We start from the raw sequence: 17,240 nt of genomic DNA, 5'->3' as shown, positions 1-17,240 counted from the left end.
CTCGCGGGCTTTCGCCTCGCTTGCCGGCCGTGGGTTCTCCCGCAAATCATGCGGTGAACAGGCCTCCGTTCAAAAACGGAAGAGACCGGACTACCGAACCGGCCATGTCTTTTTCGGCGCGCACCCAATAGCTGATCGATGGGTTGCCGGCAAGCGCGCAAGGCCAAGCGACGGCCAGGGCCGCTCAGCCCGGATGCGGCACCACCAGCACCTTGGCCTCGCCGGGCGTCGGTGGATTGGCGATCACCGCTGCCGCGTCTTCGAGTGCCACCTGCCTGGAGATCAGCCGGTCGATCTCGATTGTGCCCGATGCAATGAGCTCGGCGGCGCGGCGATGCGTGTAGGGATTGAGGAAGGAGCCGAGCACTTTCAATTCCCGAAACAGCAGGTCGAAGGGCTCGAATTCCGCTTTCATCCCTTGCGGCGTCACGCCGACGATGACGACCGTGCCGCCGGCGCGGGCGAGCCGCATCGACTGCTCGACGGTCTCCCGCACGCCCGCGCATTCGAAGACGACGTCGACACCGCCTGGCGCCAGGCCCGCTGGTCCGGCGACGGCGTTGATGACGTCGGCGGCGGTCGGATCGACCGTCGCCGTGGCCCCGAGATCCTCGGCGAGCGCGCGCCGCGAGGCTTGCCTGGTCGACAGGATGATGGTCGTGGCCCCGGCCAGACGCGCCAGCTGCACGGTGAGCAGGCCGATCACGCCGCCGCCAAGCACGGCCACCGAGCTGCCTGGCCGGATTTCGGCCAGCTCGACGCCATGCAGGCAACAGCCGAGCGGCTCGCAGAAGGCACCATGCGTCGGCTTCAGGCTGGCAGGCAGGATGAAAGCCTGCTTCTGCGGCAAGGCAAGATATTCGGCAAAGCCGCCATCGCGATGAATACCGATGGCGCGCAGGTTGCTGCAGAGGTTGACCCGCCCGGCATGACAGTGCGCGCAACGCCCGCAGGCGATGTTGGGGTCGCCGGTGACACGGTCGCCAACGGCAAAGCCCGAGACGGATTTTCCGATCGCCTCGACGATGCCGGAGAATTCATGCCCGGGCGTCACCGGTGGCGTGCACGGGAATTCGCCGTGGAACAGATGCCGGTCCGTGCCGCAGACGCCGCAGGCTTCAACGCGCACCAGAAGCTCATCCGGCCCGATGTCCGGCTTGTCGACTTCGCGCAGGGCGATGCTGCCCACCGCTTCCAACCGAACCGCTTTCATGATCTCGGCCATGCCGGGTTCAGTTGAAGCTTGGCGGTTGCGACAGGTCCGGCTGCGGTGCTGCCGGTTTGGCCGGCGGCGTGTCGCCGAAACTCGGTGGTTGCGACAGATCAGGGGCGGCAGGAGCCGCCGGTGCAATACCGCCATTAGCCGGCGCCGTGCCGCCGCCGACCGGCGGTGCGGCAAGCGGCGACAGGCCTGGTATTTCCGGCACCTTGTAGTCGATCGTGCCAGGATCGACCACCGTGCCCTTGTAATGCATCACCATCTGCGGGAAGGCGATGGTCAGCCCGATCATGATCACCTGGATGCAGACGAAGGGCACCGCGCCCCAATAGATCTGCCCGGTGGTGACCGGCGCGATCTGTTTGCCGGTGATGCGGTCGAGATAGGGCACGCGCGCGGCAACCGAACGCAGGTAGAACAGCGCGAAGCCGAAGGGCGGATGCATGAAGCTGGTCTGCATGTTGACGCCCAGAAGCACGCCGAACCAGATCAGGTCGATGCCGAGCTTGTCTGCGGCCGGCGCCAGCAGCGGCACGATGATGAAGGCGAGTTCGAAGAAGTCGAGGAAGAAGGCCAGGAAGAAGACCAGGATGTTGACGCCGATCAGGAAGCCGACTTCGCCGCCAGGCAGCGAGGTCAGCAGGTGTTCGACCCAGATCTGCCCGTTGACGCCATAGAAGGTCAGCGAGAACACCCGCGCGCCGATCAGGATGAACAGCACGAAGGACGACAGCCGCGTCGTCGAGGTCAGCGCCTGCTTGACCACGTCCAGCGATAGCCGACCTTTTGCAGCCGCCATGATCAAGGCGCCGACGGAGCCCATGGCGCCGCCCTCCGTCGGCGTGGCGATGCCGAGGAAGATGGTGCCCAGCACCAGGAAGATCAGCGCCAGCGGTGGGATCAGCACGATGATGACCTGCTGCGCCAGCCGCGACATCATGTTGATGTTCAGCCGCCTGTCGGCAATCGCAACGACATAGATCAGGATCACGCCGATGCTGGCGCCAAGAATATCGGCATTGTCGCCATGCGTCGGCGCCAGGTAGCGATACGCCGCATAGGAGATGGCCACCGTTACCACCAGCGCCACCAGCAGCGACATCACGCCATGGCCTAGCGTGCGCGCTTCCAGCGGCAGCGCCGGCATCATATTCGGCCGGAAGATCGAAACGAGCAGGACGTAAAGCGCGTAGAGGCCGGTCAGGATAAGGCCGGGAATCAGCGCGCCCGCATACATGTCGCCGACCGAGCGGCCAAGCTGGTCGGCCAGAACGATCAGCACCAGCGACGGCGGGATGATCTGGGCGAGCGTACCCGACGCCGCGATGACGCCGGATGCCAGCCGGCGATCATAGCCGTAGCGCAGCATGATCGGCAGCGAGATCAGCCCCATGGCGATGACGGATGCAGCCACCACGCCGGTGGTCGCGGCCAGCAGTGCGCCGACGAAGATCACCGCATAGGCGAGGCCGCCGCGGATCGGCCCGAACAGCTGGCCGATCGTGTCGAGCAGGTCTTCGGCCATGCCGGATCGCTCGAGCACGATGCCCATGAAGGTGAAGAACGGGATGGCAAGCAGTGTGTCGTTCGACATCACCCGGCTGCCGTAGAAATTGTCCGGAAGCGCATAGAGCAGCGGCCAGGCGAGATTGATCGCTCCGCCCGAATATGGCGTCAAAAGCACGCCGATGAAGAAGAACAGCAACCCGTTTGCAGCCAGCGAAAAGGCGACGGGATAGCCGATCAGCATGAACAGGATCAGCGAGGCGAACATGATCGGCGCCATGTTCTGGGCGATGAACTCCATCACGAGCGCACCTCGTCGGCGAGCGCCTTGGCTTCCAGTTCGGCCTGCTCATGCGCGGAGATGAAGGGGTTTGGATCGTCCATGTCGCCACGCATGATGGCGATCTTCTTGATGATCTCGGAAATGCCCTGCAACGCGAGCAGGAAAAAGCCGACCAGCAGGATGGCCTTTGCCGGCCAGACGATCAGTCCGCCGGAATTGTTGGACATTTCGCCGCTGTGGAACGACAGCCGGACATAAGGGACGAAATAGAACACCATCAGCGTCACGAACGGCATCAGGAAGAGGATATGGCCGAGAAGGTCGATCCAGTGCTGTACGCGGCGTGAAAACAGGCCGTAGACGATGTCGATGCGGATATGCTCGTTCTGCTTCAGCGTATAGGCGGCGGCCAGCATGAAGGCGGCGCCGAACAGATACCACTGCAGCTCCAGCCATGCGTTCGAGGATATGTCGAAGACCTTGCGGATGATGGCGTTGGCGGCGCTGACCAGAATCGCCAGCAGGATCAGCCACGACACCCATTTGCCGATGAATTCGTTCGCGCGATCAATGGTCCTGGATAGAGCGAGAAGCCCTGCCATGCATTCCTCCCTTGTACCGGAGGCGTGCCAGCTTCCCCCTCATAGTCTGTCACGCCGCGTGGTCCAACGGTATGCCGCGCGTGGACTGACGGGTCAACAAGGATGGAGGCTGCAAACGTCATCGCATGGCAGGGCAGGTGCGGATACCGGCGGTCTGCCTCAGCGTCATGCAACCAAAGTCTGATGGTGTCAGGCGATTTTGCCGGTGTCGCGGCCGGCCCCGATCAGCACCAGCATGGCGACCAGGAACAGATACATCCAGGCGTCGCGCCATTCGACCGGGAAATAGCCGGCCCACAGTGATTCGGCCATGCCGAAGGCGGCCGCACCCAGGGCCGCGCGCGGCGGCGAGAGATAGCCGCCAACCGCGGTCACGAACAGGATCTTCAACCCGTAGACGAGGCCGGAGCCGAAGCTGACATTGCCGTAATAGAGGCCGGCCATGACCCCGGCCAGCGCGGCGCAGAAACCGCCGAACAGCACGGCATGCCGGAACACCGCGCGCACGTCGACACCGCACATCGCCGCCGCCTTGGGGTCGTCGGAGACGGCACGCCAGCGCCGGCCGAAGCTCGAGCGCGCAAATGCCCAGGCGGCCAGCACGATTGCCGCCAGCACCACCGCGCAGTCGATGAGCTGGATGAGCGTCAGCGTTGCCTTGAAGGTTGTGTCCTGCGCGAAAGTGATCGGCTGCGCCAGCATCGGCGGCAGCCACAGATCATGGGTGTCGGCGGCGATGCGGCTTGCCTCCGACAACAACAGCAGGATGCCGAGCGTCGTCACCACGATCGCATTGGGCGAGCGCTCGGCCAATGGTTCGAAGACGCTGCGCGATAGCACATAGCTGACCAGCGCGGCATAGAGGAAAGCCGAAACGATGCCGAGTGCCACTGCCGCCAGCAGCGTCAGCCACAGCACCTGATAGCCGAAAGCCGCGGTGAGGATCATCGTCTGGCCGCAAAAGGCAAACAGCGCGCCATAGGCAAGATTGGTGCGGTGCAGGATGCCGTTGGTCAGCACGTAGCCGAAGGCGAGCAGCGCGTAGAGCGCGCCCGAATGCAGCCCGTTCAGCACCTGCTGGAAGAAATAGAGCATGCAAAACCCTCAGATCATGCCGTCCACAAGCAACGGTTGTGACGACGACATGTTCAAAAAAGGCTGCGGGAACCGCATCCCTGTGAAGGTTTGCATCGCTGAATCTAACTTGTCAAATGCGATTTATCGGTTAGATTCTAGGCATGACAGTATCCTGGACCCCGCACCGCTTCACCGGCGGCCTGCTTGCGCTCGACACGGCGAACACCGTGGTGCTGCGCGGCGATCCGGAGCGAACCTTCGATCGTTTCGATGATCCGGCCGAGATTGCCCGCTTCGCCGATGCGGCGAGCGGCTTTCGCGCCGCCGAGCTGGGCGACCGGCAACTGGCGGTATCCTCTCCCGCGGCAATCGCGCCCGTCGTGCTGTCGATCCGCGAGACGACAGACCGGCTGTTTCGCGGCGCGGTGTCGAAAGGCACGGTTGCCACCGCCGATCTGCCCGGGTTCCTGAGCGCCTGCGCCGAGGGGCTGGCTGGCAGCCGGACCGAAATCGGGGCGCCGGGAAGGCCGTTCGGTGATCCCCTGACGCCGATCGCCTTCGAGGCGGCATTGGCGGTTTCCGCCCTGTCGCTGCTGCGCGACGACACCGTCGCAAGGCTCAGGATCTGTCCCAACTGCACCTGGCTGTTCGTCGACAGAAGCCGCAATTCCAGCCGCCTTTGGTGCGACATGGCGGTGTGCGGCAACCGTCAGAAGGCAAGTCGTCACTATCGCCGCCGCCGCATGGCGGCCAATGAGGTCAAGGATGCCTAGAAGTCTTTCCCGCTCGATCGTTGTCGGCGCTGCCCTGATTGTCGCGGTCGCGGTCGCGCTCGGCGCTTGCCGCGATTCCGGCAACGACGAAGGCAAGCTGTTCGAGATTTCCGGCAAGATATTCGTCTTCAACTACCGTCTCGCCAGGGCGACCTATGTCGTCACGCTGCGGCCGCTGCAGCCGATGGGAGACGGCCAGGTGGCGGTCGCCAGCTTCCAGGATCCCGCCGGCGGCGCGCCCTTGGTGGTCGAGCAGAAGGTCTGGCCGAAGCTCGACAAGGTGACCCTGGAGAGCCCGGCCCTGACCTGCGTCGTCAAGAACAAGCCCTATGCGATCGCCATCAGCATTAAGGGCGCCGACGGCGCGATCCTGCAGAAGATCGACACCACCTTGATGTCGACGGAGGACCAGTCGGTGCTGCCCGACCGGCCGCTGGTCATCGATCAGCTCTACACGGCCAATCCCGATCTCGTCGGCCATCCCGACGGCAAGTTGCCGGGCGAACCGAAGCCGGATTGCTCGAAGGGCATCTGACGCGCCGTTGCCGCCCCGGTTGCGCAGAAATTTTCGTTCGTCGGGCAATGTCCGCGGATCGGTTTCGTACCCGATTCGAGAAGGTGACGGGTCGTTCGTTGCGCGTTGCCTGGCACTTTCGATTTTGTTTGACCTGCCTTGCAAGGGAAGAAAGGATGCGTCATCCGACTCCGACGTTGGCTGCCTGCCCCCGCGCGGCCTCCGCAGAGGAAATGCCTGATGACGCTGCATGACGTCGCGCTCGACGACAAGTTCGACCTCGCCAAGGAGCGCATTTTCCTGTCCGGCGCGCAGGCGGTCATCCGCATGCTTCTGATGCAGCGCGAGCGCGACCGCCGCGCCGGCCTCAACACAGCGGGGTTCGTCTCCGGCTATCGCGGCTCGCCGCTCGGCGGCCTCGACATGCAGCTGTGGAAAGCAAAGAAGCAGCTCGCCCAGGCCGACATCGTCTTCCAGCCCGGCCTCAACGAGGAGCTTGCCGCCACCGCTTGCTGGGGATCGCAGCAGGCGGAACTGCTGGGCGAGGGCACCCATGATGGCGTCTTTTCGGTCTGGTACGGCAAGGGGCCGGGCGTGGATCGTTCGGGAGACGTGTTCCGCCATGCCAATCTCGCCGGCTCGTCTAGGCATGGCGGTGTGCTCGCCCTGATGGGCGACGACCACATGGCCGAATCCTCGACCAACGCGCACGCCACCGAATTCCTGTTCGTCGACACCATGGTGCCGATCCTGAACCCGGCCGGCGTTCAGGAAATCATCGATTACGGCCTCTACGGCTTTGCCATGTCGCGCTTTGCCGGCACCTGGGCGGCGATCAAATGCGTCAAGGACAACATCGAATCGACGGCTTCGGTCGATGCCTCGCTCGAACGGCTGAACATCGTCGTGCCCGATTTCGACATGCCGCCCGGCGGCCTCAACATCCGCAACGAGATCGACATGCTTGGCCAGGAGGAGCGGCTGCATGAGCACAAGCGCGCCGCGGCTTCCGCCTTTATCCATGCCAACGGGCTGAACCGCATCGTCTATTCGGGCGGCCGCAACCCGAAGCTCGGCATCATCACGCTGGGCAAGAGCTATCTCGATGTCCGCCAGGCGCTGGAGGACATTGGCATCGACGAGGCGGCCGCCAACCGCATCGGGGTGCGGCTGTTCAAGGTCGGCTGCCCCTGGCCGCTCGACCTGCATCACATCGCCGACTTCGCCCGCGGCCTCGACACCATCGTCGTCGTCGAGGAGAAGCGCTCGCTGATCGAGGTGCAATTGCGCGAAAGCCTTTACGGCACCGCCACGCAGCCGATCATTGTCGGCAAGAAGGACGAGCGCGGCGACTGGCTGTTTCCGGCCAAGGGCGCGCTCGACCCCAACGAGATCGCCATCGCGCTTGGCGAGAGGATCGTGCGGACGATCGGTCCGTCGGAAGAGATTTCAGCGCGGGTGGCAAAGCTGCGCCAGTTCCAGGCAATGTTGGCGGACGCTACCGACATCGGCGCGCGCACGCCGTTCTTCTGTTCCGGTTGCCCGCACAATTCCTCGACCAAGGTGCCGGACGGCTCGATCGCCGCTGCCGGCATCGGTTGCCATTTCATGGCGCTGTGGATGGACCGCAACACCCTTGGCTTCACGGCGATGGGCGGCGAGGGTGCGCAATGGGTCGGCCAGGCGCCGTTCTCGAAGCGCGACCACATCTTCCAGAATCTCGGCGACGGCACCTACAACCATTCCGGCACGCTGGCGATCCGCTTCGCGCTGTCGACCGACGCCAACATCACCTACAAGATCCTCTACAACGACGCCGTCGCCATGACCGGCGGCCAGCCGCACGAAGGCGGCCTGACCGTCGACATGATCGCCAGGCAAGTGCGGGCCGAAGGTGTCGACCGCATCGCCATCGTCACCGATGAGCCGGATAAATATGCCGGCAAGGCCGAATTCCCGGCCGGCGCCACCATCCATCACCGCGATGACCTCGACCTTGTCCAGCGCGAGCTGCGCGGCGTCAAAGGCGTGTCGGTGCTGCTCTACGACCAGACCTGTGCGGCCGAAAAGCGCCGCCGCCGCAAGCGCGGCACCTTTCCCGATCCCGACAAGCGTGTCTTCATCAACGAACTGGTCTGCGAAGGCTGCGGCGATTGCGGCGTGCAGTCGAACTGCGTCTCGATCCAGCCGGTCGAGACCGAATTCGGCCGCAAGCGCAAGATCGACCAGTCGAGCTGCAACAAGGATTTCTCCTGCGTCAACGGCTTCTGCCCCTCCTTCGTCACCGTGCACGGCGCCAAGATCCGCAAGGCCGAGGGTACGGCCGGCAAGGCCGACCCGCTCGACGGCGTGCCTGTGCCCGCCGAATTCCCGCTTGGCGAGCAGGGCTGGGCGGCGATCATCAATGGCGTCGGCGGCACCGGCGTCGTCACTGTCGGTGCGGTGCTCGGCATGGCGGCCCATCTCGAGGACAAGGGCTGCGGCATGATCGACATGGCCGGCCTCGCCCAGAAGGGCGGCTCGGTGTTCACCCATGTCCGCATCGCCCGCACCCCGGACGACATCCATGCCATCCGCGTCTCGGCCGGCAAGGCCGATCTCGTGCTTGGCTGCGATCTCGTGGTGTCGGGCGCCAAGAAGGTGCTGACGGCGGTGCGCGAGGGCCACACCATCTTTCTCGCCAACACCGCCGAGATCATGCCCGGCGAATTTGCCCGTTCGGCCGATTTCTCATTGCCGGTCGAGCGCCTGAAGAGGGCGATCCGCACCGCCGCCGGCGACGACAAGGCGCATTTCTTCGACGCCACGCGCACCGCCACCGAATTGTTCGGCAATTCGCTTGGCGCCAACATGTTCATGCTCGGCTTTGCCTTCCAGCACGGCGGCCTGCCGCTGTCGGCCGAGGCTGTCGAGAAGGCGATCGAGCTCAATGGCGAAGCCGTGGCGATGAACATCGCCGCCTTCCGATGGGGCCGCCGTGCCGCCCATCAGCCGGATTTCGTGCGTGGCCTCGTCGCCCAGCCGGGCAAGACCGGGCAGGCCGCTGCGGTCGCCGAGACGCTGGATGACATCATTGCCCGCCGCGTCGCTTTCCTGACCGCTTATCAGAATGCCGCCTACGGCAGGCGCTATGCGGAAAAGCTCGCCGTTTTGCGCGCCGCCGAAGCCAAGTCCGTGCCCGGTTCGACCGCGGTGTCGGAGGCTGCCGCCAGGAACCTGTTCAAGCTGATGGCGATCAAGGATGAGTACGAGGTGGCGCGGCTCTATACCGATGGCTCCTTCGCCGCCGAATTGGGCAAGCAGTTCCAGAGCTACGAGAAACTCGAATTCCATCTCGCGCCGCCGATCATGGGCCGCCGCGGCAATGACGGCACACCGCGAAAATCGAGCTTTGGCCCATGGATGATGAAGGGTTTTCGCCTGCTGGCGGCGATGAAAGGCCTGCGCGGCACCGCCTTCGACCTGTTCGGCTACACCGCCGAGCGGCGCATGGAGCGGCAGCTTCTTGCGCAGTACGAGGCAGATCTGGACCTCGTCGCTAGATCGCTGGCGCCAGCCGGGGTCGATGCGGCAATTGCCCTCGCCTCGGTGCCGGCTCTCATTCGCGGCTATGGTCACGTCCGCCGGGCCAGCGCCGAAAAGGCCGCGGGCGAACGCCAAAGGCTGCTCGAACGCCTGTCGAGCACGCCGGCACGGCCGAAACTTCAGGCCGCCGAATGATGGCCTTGTTTACCTAAAGATTGATTTCCCAGTCTGTCCGGCATTTGCGCACCCTCGGCAACCGAGCCAAAACCACCGTTCTAAGCCTTTCTTAAGGCGGGTGTGGCATGACAAGGCTTAGCGTTGGGCCGTCGAAATGGGCAGAACAAAGACCGAAAACATCCCTGCGGATGTTTATATCCAGTTTGTGCGGTCGTTGTTCGACAACGCCCACATGCTGGTGATCGGCGGCGCGTGCTACTGGATCCTCGGATTCATGATCTACTTGCGTACGCACAATCCGTTGTTTCTGGCTTTCTCTTTTATTCTGCTGTCCATCAGCCTTTTCCGCTACTTCGGCATTCGCGGCTTCAGGAAGGCAGGCGGTGTAATAGCCAATGTCGAAGAGGCGCAGCAGTGGGAGCGCAACTACATACTCAAGGGCAGCCTGCAGGGCCTTGGGTTGGGCACGCTATGCTTCATATCGATCTATGTGTATCCCGATCCCTTTGCCGAACTGGCCGCGACGTCGCTGACCTTGGCAACCTTGGTTACGGTTGTTGGCCGGAACTACGGATCTCCGCGCATGGTGCGGATTTTTTCCGTGACCTTCATTGGTCCGGCGGCACTTGGACTCCTGCTGCGCATGGATGTCCCCTCGGTCCTTCTCGGGTTGATGATCATCCCGTTGACTTTCATCACGATCAACAGCGCCGACCACGTCCGCAACGTGCTTTTCTCGGCGGTCATCGGCCACAAGGAAGCGAGGAAGCTCGCGCGCAGGTTCGATCGCGCCCTCAACACCATGTCGCACGGCCTTGTCATGCTCGGCCCGGACGGGCGCGTGGTGGTGGCCAATGCCGAGGCCGCGCATCTGATGTCACTCAAGTCGCCGGATGCGCTGCTCGGGCGGTCGATCCACGGTCTTTTGATGCGTGGCGTCGCCGGCGGCATGCTGGCGCCGAAGGATTGCCGCTACATCGAAGCCCAGCTGACCCGTGCTCTGCGCGAGGGCCGCGATCGCAAGGTGCTGGTTTCCCTCGCCAACGGCCAGCACTATGAATTCTCGGCTCGCGAAGGCAGCCAGGAACTGGGCGTCATCACCTTCGAGGACGTCACCGCTCGTGTCGAGGCGGAAGACAAGATCCGCTTCATGGCACGCTACGACAACCTCACCGGTCTGCCCAACCGCGCCTATTTCCACGAACTGGTCGGCGAGGCCATGGCGTCCGGCGACGGCGACCGTCTTTGCGGGCTGGCAGTGCTCGACCTTGATGATTTCAAGAGCGTCAACGACACGCTTGGGCACCCGATCGGCGACGGGTTGATCTACGCCGTCGCCGAGCGCCTTGCCGCCATTGCCGGGCAAGGCATCACGGTCAGCCGTTTCGGCGGCGACGAATTCATGATCTTCTTCGACCGCGTCGAGGATGAGAGCCATCTGACCGGCCAGCTCGACGAGATTTTCGCCGGCTTGCAGGGGGAGGTCGACGTCGCCGGTCACGGGCTGCGCATCCAGGCCAGCGGCGGCGCAGTGCTGTCGCGGGTCAAGGACACCGATGTCGACGCCATGATCGTCAAGGCGGACTTGGCGCTCTACAAGGCCAAGGAACTCGGCAAGAACAGCTGGCGGCTGTTCGAGGCCTCGATGGATGCCGCCTTCCGCAACCGTCAGCTGATGAAGGCGGATCTGCGCACCGCCGTGGAAAGCAAGGCCCTGCGGGTGGTCTATCAGCCGATCGTGGCGATGAACACCATGCGTATCGCCAGTTGCGAGGCGCTGTGCCGGTGGGACCATCCGGATCTCGGGCCGATCTCGCCCAGCATCTTCATTCCGCTGGCCGAGGAAATGGGCATCATTTCCGAGATCAGCACCTTCGTGTTGCAGGCGGCCTGCACCGAATGCGCCAAATGGCCGGACCAGACCAGCGTTTCGGTCAATCTCTCCGCCAAGGATTTCCGCAACCGCGACGTCGTCCAGAAGGTTCGTGATGCGTTGACCAGTTCTGGCCTCGCCGCAGACCGGCTGGAGATCGAGGTCACCGAAACAGCGTTGCTAGACGACAAGTCGCTGACGCGCCAGTACATCGAGGACCTGAAGCAGCTTGGCGTGCGCATTGCGCTCGACGATTTCGGCACCGGCTATTCGAGCCTGAGCTACCTGCACAAGCTGCCGCTCGACAAGATCAAGATCGACCGTTCGTTCCTGATCGACGTCACTCAGAACAGCCGTTCGCTCGAACTGCTCAAGGGCATTGTCAATCTGTCGCGACCGCTCGGACTTTCCGTGACCGTCGAAGGTGTCGAGACCTTCGAGCAGCTCAAGATCCTGGCCCTGCAGGTCAAACCGGATCTCGTGCAAGGCTTCCTCTTCGGAGCCGCGCTAAGTGCGTCGGGTATCGAGACGATGTCGAGTGCCACCTGGCCATTCGTCGCGGACCTGCGTCGCACCGGCAAACGGACAGCCAGCTAGTATCGTGGTTTCGAAGTTCGCTTGATCTAGATTCCCGATCCACATCGCCCTCGACGGCATCCTTCCCACGCGAATTGCTCACCAACAGACATTCTCAAACGGGCTCTCAGCCGTTAAGGTTAACAGAAGGTAAATCAACAACTTCGAAATTTCAGCTTGTGTCTCATTTCAGCTCGAATAGCTTATCCGTAGGCGGAATTTCGAGGACAGATAATGGATGCTGCAAGGGCTGCAAGGAACGCATCTGGCGTGGTCAGCACAGCCGGGGATTCGGTGCTGAACCGATCGATTATGCAACTACTGGAGCATGTTGATTATCGCCTCATTACAGGGGGCGAGGATTTGGAGGCGATTTACCGACTTCGCTATAAATCCTATCTGCGCTCAGGCATGTGCGGCCCAATCGCCAGCGGGATGTTCGAAGATCGTTGGGACAATCTGCCCAATTCCTACCGGTTCGGTGTCTATTGCTATGGCGAATTGGTCAGCACGATCCGCTTCCATTACATTTCTAGCGAGCACCCGAATTCGCCCTCCGTCGATGCCTATCCGGAAATACTGATCGAGCGACTTGCCCGCGGAGAAACCTTCATCGACGGAACCCGGTTCGCAACCGATCCCGACAGCGCGCCGGCGCCCGGAGTGCTGCCTTTCCTGACACTCAGGCTTGCCATGGTGGCCTCGCGCTACTTTGGCCAGAACTCGGTGCTTACGCCGGTCAAGCTCGAGCATTCCAATTTTTATGCCCGTTACTTCAATGCCGTGCAGAGGACCGAGGGTAAAGTGTTTCCGGGCGTTCTTGCCCCGATTGCACTGTTCGAAATCCCTTCTGGCGAAAATATGCGCCTGACACTCGAACGGTTCCCATTCTTCAGGTCGACGCCGACGGAACAGCGGCTGATGTTTGCCAATCCGGCCATCAACCGATTGACACCCCTGTCTATCGTGCCAACAGCGAAATATTATCGCGACGCCGCCTGAGGCGATTTTCTTGAAAGCGCTCGGAGCTTTCCGGCCACATCCGCGTTCTGAATGACGGCGCTGCGTCGTTGCCGCTGCCTTTGTCATCATTTCAGACGGATCTGTCAGAAGGAACCCGACATGACCATTTCCACGCTTGCGCTCACCCCGCTCATCTCGCTGATCGCCGGCGTGCTGATCCTCGTGATGCCAAGGCTGTTGAACTACATTGTCGCGCTCTATCTGATCGTCGTCGGATTGCTCGGGCTTTTCCCGCATCTTGTCCGCTGAAGGGGCCGTCAGCCGACGAAGAAACGCAGGGCTGCGGCGCCGATCGCCTCGGGTGCACATTCCTGCATGAGATGGCCGGACCGGAAATAAGGGTCAAGGCGGCGATGCCGGTGCCGTTCCAGTCAAATTTCCGTGTCGGCGAGATCATGGCGGTTCCGGCGTTCGTCCGATGTTGTCGGCGACGACAGTCTTTATCACAGCACGTTCAGTGCCGCTGACAGGGTCGCCGGTGCCGGCTGTGGTCGGGGGCTCCAGGGAGCCGGCTTCAATTTTCCTTTGAGGCAGTTGTCGGCTGTGATGCGGCAATAGCGCCATTGCTCTCGGCCCGGCTTTTCGCTATGTGCCTGAAAGATGTCTTCGAAGGGGTATTGCTATGGCTGATCACACGCCGACCGGTCCTGTCGAACTGGGCGCGAAGATGGACTATGCCGAGCATGACCGCACCTATGCGGGTTTTCTCATGCTAGCCAAATACGGATCGCTCTTTTGCCTCGCCATACTCCTGGCCATGGCTTTCGGCTTCTTCGCGGGCGGCTTCTTTTCGGCGACCATCCTGTTTGTTCTGATTCTGGCCGCCGGCGCCTTTATCCTCCGATAGATTTTTCCGACACCTTGTCCACGGCGCCGCCGCGAGGCCGGCCGGCGTCTTGCGGGAAACAGCTTCCGGCCGAAAGGATCATGCGGTGGGACAGACGGTTTTCATCCCTCGTGAACTCGATGCCAACGAGCCGCGCGTCGCGGCCTCGCCCGACACGGTGAAACGGCTGGCGGCGCTGGGTTTCGACGTCGTCGTCGAGACCGGCGCTGGCACGAGGTCGCGTATCCCCGACGAGGAATTCGCCAAAGCCGGTGCTGTCATCGGCAAGGCTGACGCTGTCGCCAAGGCCGATGTGGTGCTGAAGGTCCGCCGGCCGACGGATGCCGAGCTGAAGGGCTACAAGCCCGGTACGGCAGTCGTCGCCATCATGGATCCCTATGGCAATGATGCCGCCGTGGCGGCCTTGGCCAAGGCAGGCGTCACCGCCTTCTCGATGGAGTTCATGCCGCGCATCACCCGGGCGCAATCGATGGACGTTTTGTCCTCGCAGGCCAATCTTGCCGGCTACCAGGCGGTGATCGACGGCGCTTCGGAATATGATCGCGCATTGCCGATGATGATGACGGCGGCGGGCACCGTGCCGGCGGCGAAAATCTTCATCATGGGCGTCGGCGTCGCCGGCCTGCAGGCGATCGCCACGGCGCGTCGCCTTGGCGCGGTCGTCACCGCGACTGACGTTCGCCCCGCCGCCAAGGAACAGGTCGCCTCGCTCGGCGCAAAATTCCTGGCGGTCGAGGACGAGGAATTCAAGGCGGCCGAGACGGCAGGCGGTTACGCCAAGGAAATGTCGAAGGAGTATCAGGCCAAGCAGGCGGCACTCACCGCCGAGCATATCGCCAAGCAGGACATCGTCATCACCACGGCGCTGATTCCCGGCCGCCCGGCGCCGAAGCTTGTGTCGGCGGCGATGGTCGCGTCGATGAAGCCGGGTTCGGTGATCGTCGACCTCGCCGTCGAGCGCGGCGGCAATGTCGAGGGCGCCGAGGCTGGCAAGGTGGTGACGACGGCCAACGGGGTAAAGATCGTCGGTCACCTCAATGTGCCCGGCCGCGTCGCCGCATCGGCCTCGCTGCTCTATGCCAGGAACCTGTTCGCCTTCCTCGAGACGCTGGTCGACAAGACGGCCAAGACGCTTGCCATCAACCGCGACGACGACCTGGTCAAGGCAACGATGCTGACCGACGCCGGCAAGATCGTGCATCCTGCTTTCATAAAGGCCGACCAGCAGCCGCCCAAGGGCCAATCTGTCGAGCCGGCCGCAATCCCGGCCACGACCATGGTCGCCGACGCTTCGCCGAAGCCCGCAGCGGCAAAGAAAGCCGCGACGAAGAAACCGGCCGCATCCAAGTCGCCCTCGTCGAAGTCGAAAGGCATTGCGTGATGGATCAGACCTTGCAGAAAGCCCTCGACCAGCTCGACCAGGCAAGCGCCGCCGTTCGGCTGGCGGTGCAGAACCTGGCAAATGCTCCAGGCGGTGCTGACGCGGGCGGTGCTGCCGCACACGCGCTGTCCGGCGGCGTCATCGATCCCTTCGTTTTCCGCTTCGCCATTTTCGTGCTGGCGATCTTCGTCGGCTACTACGTCGTCTGGTCGGTGACCCCGGCACTACACACGCCGCTGATGGCCGTCACCAATGCCATCTCCTCGGTCATCGTCGTCGGCGCGCTGCTTGCCGTCGGCATCGCCGCCTCCGGCATTGCCGCAGGCTTCGGCTTCGTCGCGCTGATGCTGGTCTCGGTCAACATCTTCGGCGGCTTCCTCGTCACCCAGCGCATGCTGGCCATGTACAAGAAGAAGGACAAGTAGAGCGCCATGAACGCCAACTTCGCGTCCTTCCTCTATCTGGTTTCCGGCGTCCTGTTCATCATGGCGCTGCGCGGCCTGTCGCATCCGACCACCAGCCGCCAGGGCAATTTGTACGGCATGATTGGCATGGGCATTGCCATCGCCACCACGCTGGCGCTGGCGACGCCGTCGGCTGGCCGCTTCGGTCTCATCATTCTTGGTTTGCTGATCGGCGGCTCGGTCGGTGCTGTCACCGCCAGGCGCATCGCCATGACCTCGATGCCGCAACTGGTCGCCGCCTTCCACTCGCTGGTCGGCCTTGCTGCCGTCATGGTGGCGGCTGCGGCAATCTACGCCCCGGAAAGCTTCGGCATCGGCACGGTCGCCGATATCCACGCCCAGGCGCTGATCGAGATGAGCCTTGGCGTCGCCATCGGCGCCATCACCTTCACCGGCTCGGTCATCGCTTTCCTCAAGCTTGACGGGCGCATGTCGGGCAAGCCGATCATGATCGGCGGCCGCCACTTCATCAACGCCGCGCTCGGCATCGCGCTGATCGTGCTGATCGTGCTGCTGGTCACCACGGAATCGAAGCTGGTGTTCTGGCTGATCGTCGCGGCCTCGCTGGTGCTCGGCATCCTCTTGATCATCCCGATCGGCGGCGCCGACATGCCGGTCGTCGTCTCGATGCTGAATTCCTATTCGGGCTGGGCAGCGGCCGCCCTCGGATTCACGCTCGGCAATCTGGCGCTGATCATCACCGGCGCGCTGGTCGGCTCGTCCGGCGCGATCCTGTCCTACATCATGTGCAAGGGCATGAACCGCTCTTTCATCTCGGTCATCCTCGGTGGCTTTGGCGGCGAGACGGCGGCAGTGGCCGATGACGGCATCGAGCGCACGGTCAAGCAGGGCTCGGCCGACGATGCCGCCTATCTGATGATGAACGCGCAGAAGGTCATCATCGTGCCCGGCTACGGCATGGCGGTCGCCCAGGCGCAGCACGCGCTGCGCGAAATGGCCGACAAGCTCAAGGCCAACGGCGTCGACGTGAAATACGCCATTCATCCGGTCGCCGGCCGCATGCCCGGCCACATGAACGTGCTGCTCGCCGAAGCCAACGTGCCTTATGACGAAGTGTTCGAGCTCGAGGACATCAACTCTGAGTTCGCGCAGGCCGACGTCGCCTATGTCATCGGCGCCAACGACGTCACCAACCCGTCCGCGCGCGACGACAAGTCGTCGCCGATCTACGGCATGCCGATCCTCGACGTCGACAAGGCCCGCACCTGCCTGTTCGTCAAGCGCTCGCTCGGCTCCGGCTATGCCGGCATCGACAACACGCTGTTCTACAAGGATGGCACCATGATGCTGCTCGGCGATGCCAAGAAGATGACTGAAGAGATCGTCAAGGCGATGGATCACTGAGCCGGCAACGGCGCGACTGAGCGATACAGAAAAGC

14 protein-coding genes are annotated in these 17,240 nt (G+C 63.2%); 10 read left to right on the top strand and 4 right to left on the bottom strand.

Annotated elements, in window-relative coordinates; genetic code table 11:
* Window positions 1-184: 184 nt before the first annotated feature.
* The 4 genes from ACFFNA_RS05770 to ACFFNA_RS05755 all read right to left on the bottom strand — a co-directional run bounded on the left by ACFFNA_RS05770 (window position 185) and on the right by ACFFNA_RS05755 (window position 4,705).
* Window positions 185-1,213, bottom strand: coding sequence for a zinc-dependent alcohol dehydrogenase family protein (locus ACFFNA_RS05770; RefSeq protein WP_378916415.1), 1,029 nt, complete (start codon window positions 1,211-1,213; stop codon window positions 185-187).
* 19 nt (window positions 1,214-1,232) lie between these two features.
* Window positions 1,233-3,026, bottom strand: a complete 1,794-nt coding sequence (locus tag ACFFNA_RS05765; protein ID WP_378916378.1) for a TRAP transporter large permease — start codon at window positions 3,024-3,026, stop codon at window positions 1,233-1,235.
* Window positions 3,026-3,610 (bottom strand): TRAP transporter small permease subunit, encoded by a 585-nt coding sequence (locus ACFFNA_RS05760; protein ID WP_111544940.1) that lies wholly within the window; start codon window positions 3,608-3,610, stop codon window positions 3,026-3,028. The genes ACFFNA_RS05765 and ACFFNA_RS05760 overlap by 1 nt, the downstream gene beginning before the upstream one ends.
* A 189-nt stretch (window positions 3,611-3,799) precedes the next feature.
* A complete protein-coding gene (locus ACFFNA_RS05755; protein ID WP_378916375.1) occupies window positions 3,800-4,705 on the bottom strand; it encodes a branched-chain amino acid ABC transporter permease in 906 nt (301 codons plus the stop codon).
* 143 nt (window positions 4,706-4,848) lie between these two features.
* Between ACFFNA_RS05755 and ACFFNA_RS05750 the strand changes: the two genes are divergently transcribed.
* The 10 genes from ACFFNA_RS05750 to ACFFNA_RS05705 all read left to right on the top strand — a co-directional run bounded on the left by ACFFNA_RS05750 (window position 4,849) and on the right by ACFFNA_RS05705 (window position 17,205).
* The gene (locus ACFFNA_RS05750) at window positions 4,849-5,460 is read left to right on the top strand and encodes a CGNR zinc finger domain-containing protein (RefSeq protein WP_111544938.1); all 612 of its coding nucleotides are present in this window, start codon (window positions 4,849-4,851) and stop codon (window positions 5,458-5,460) included.
* On the top strand, window positions 5,453-5,995 hold the full coding sequence (locus ACFFNA_RS05745) for a hypothetical protein (RefSeq protein WP_111544937.1): 543 nt from the start codon (window positions 5,453-5,455) through the stop codon (window positions 5,993-5,995). Before ACFFNA_RS05750 ends, ACFFNA_RS05745 begins: the two co-directional genes overlap by 8 nt.
* 219 nt (window positions 5,996-6,214) lie before the next feature.
* On the top strand, window positions 6,215-9,694 hold the full coding sequence (locus ACFFNA_RS05740; protein ID WP_378916372.1) for an indolepyruvate ferredoxin oxidoreductase family protein: 3,480 nt from the start codon (window positions 6,215-6,217) through the stop codon (window positions 9,692-9,694).
* A gap of 136 nt (window positions 9,695-9,830) precedes the next feature.
* The gene (locus ACFFNA_RS05735; RefSeq protein ID WP_378916369.1) at window positions 9,831-12,146 is read left to right on the top strand and encodes a putative bifunctional diguanylate cyclase/phosphodiesterase; all 2,316 of its coding nucleotides are present in this window, start codon (window positions 9,831-9,833) and stop codon (window positions 12,144-12,146) included.
* A gap of 213 nt (window positions 12,147-12,359) precedes the next feature.
* Window positions 12,360-13,127 (top strand): N-acyl amino acid synthase FeeM domain-containing protein, encoded by a 768-nt coding sequence (locus tag ACFFNA_RS05730; RefSeq protein WP_378916367.1) that lies wholly within the window; start codon window positions 12,360-12,362, stop codon window positions 13,125-13,127.
* Window positions 13,128-13,247: 120 nt separating this feature from the next.
* Window positions 13,248-13,397 carry a DUF3096 domain-containing protein gene (locus ACFFNA_RS05725; RefSeq protein WP_111544933.1) on the top strand — a complete coding sequence of 50 codons (150 nt, stop codon included), beginning with the start codon at window positions 13,248-13,250 and terminating at the stop codon, window positions 13,395-13,397.
* A 373-nt stretch (window positions 13,398-13,770) separates the two neighbouring features.
* Entirely contained in the window at window positions 13,771-13,995 is a 225-nt protein-coding gene (locus ACFFNA_RS05720) for an aa3-type cytochrome c oxidase subunit IV (protein WP_111544932.1), read from the top strand.
* An 85-nt stretch (window positions 13,996-14,080) separates the two neighbouring features.
* The gene (locus ACFFNA_RS05715) at window positions 14,081-15,376 is read left to right on the top strand and encodes a Re/Si-specific NAD(P)(+) transhydrogenase subunit alpha (RefSeq protein ID WP_111544931.1); all 1,296 of its coding nucleotides are present in this window, start codon (window positions 14,081-14,083) and stop codon (window positions 15,374-15,376) included.
* Window positions 15,376-15,801, top strand: a complete 426-nt coding sequence (locus ACFFNA_RS05710) for a proton-translocating transhydrogenase family protein (RefSeq protein ID WP_111544930.1) — start codon at window positions 15,376-15,378, stop codon at window positions 15,799-15,801. Before ACFFNA_RS05715 ends, ACFFNA_RS05710 begins: the two co-directional genes overlap by 1 nt.
* Window positions 15,802-15,807: 6 nt before the next feature.
* Window positions 15,808-17,205 (top strand): NAD(P)(+) transhydrogenase (Re/Si-specific) subunit beta, encoded by a 1,398-nt coding sequence (locus tag ACFFNA_RS05705; protein WP_111544929.1) that lies wholly within the window; start codon window positions 15,808-15,810, stop codon window positions 17,203-17,205.
* Window positions 17,206-17,240 lie beyond the last annotated feature (35 nt).

It is taken from the genome of Mesorhizobium kowhaii (assembly GCF_042431665.1).
GTDB classification, from domain to species: Bacteria; Pseudomonadota; Alphaproteobacteria; order Rhizobiales; family Rhizobiaceae; genus Mesorhizobium; species Mesorhizobium kowhaii.
The sequence above is the reverse complement of the archived record's forward strand: the minus strand, read 5'-3'. Positions and strand labels throughout refer to the sequence as shown.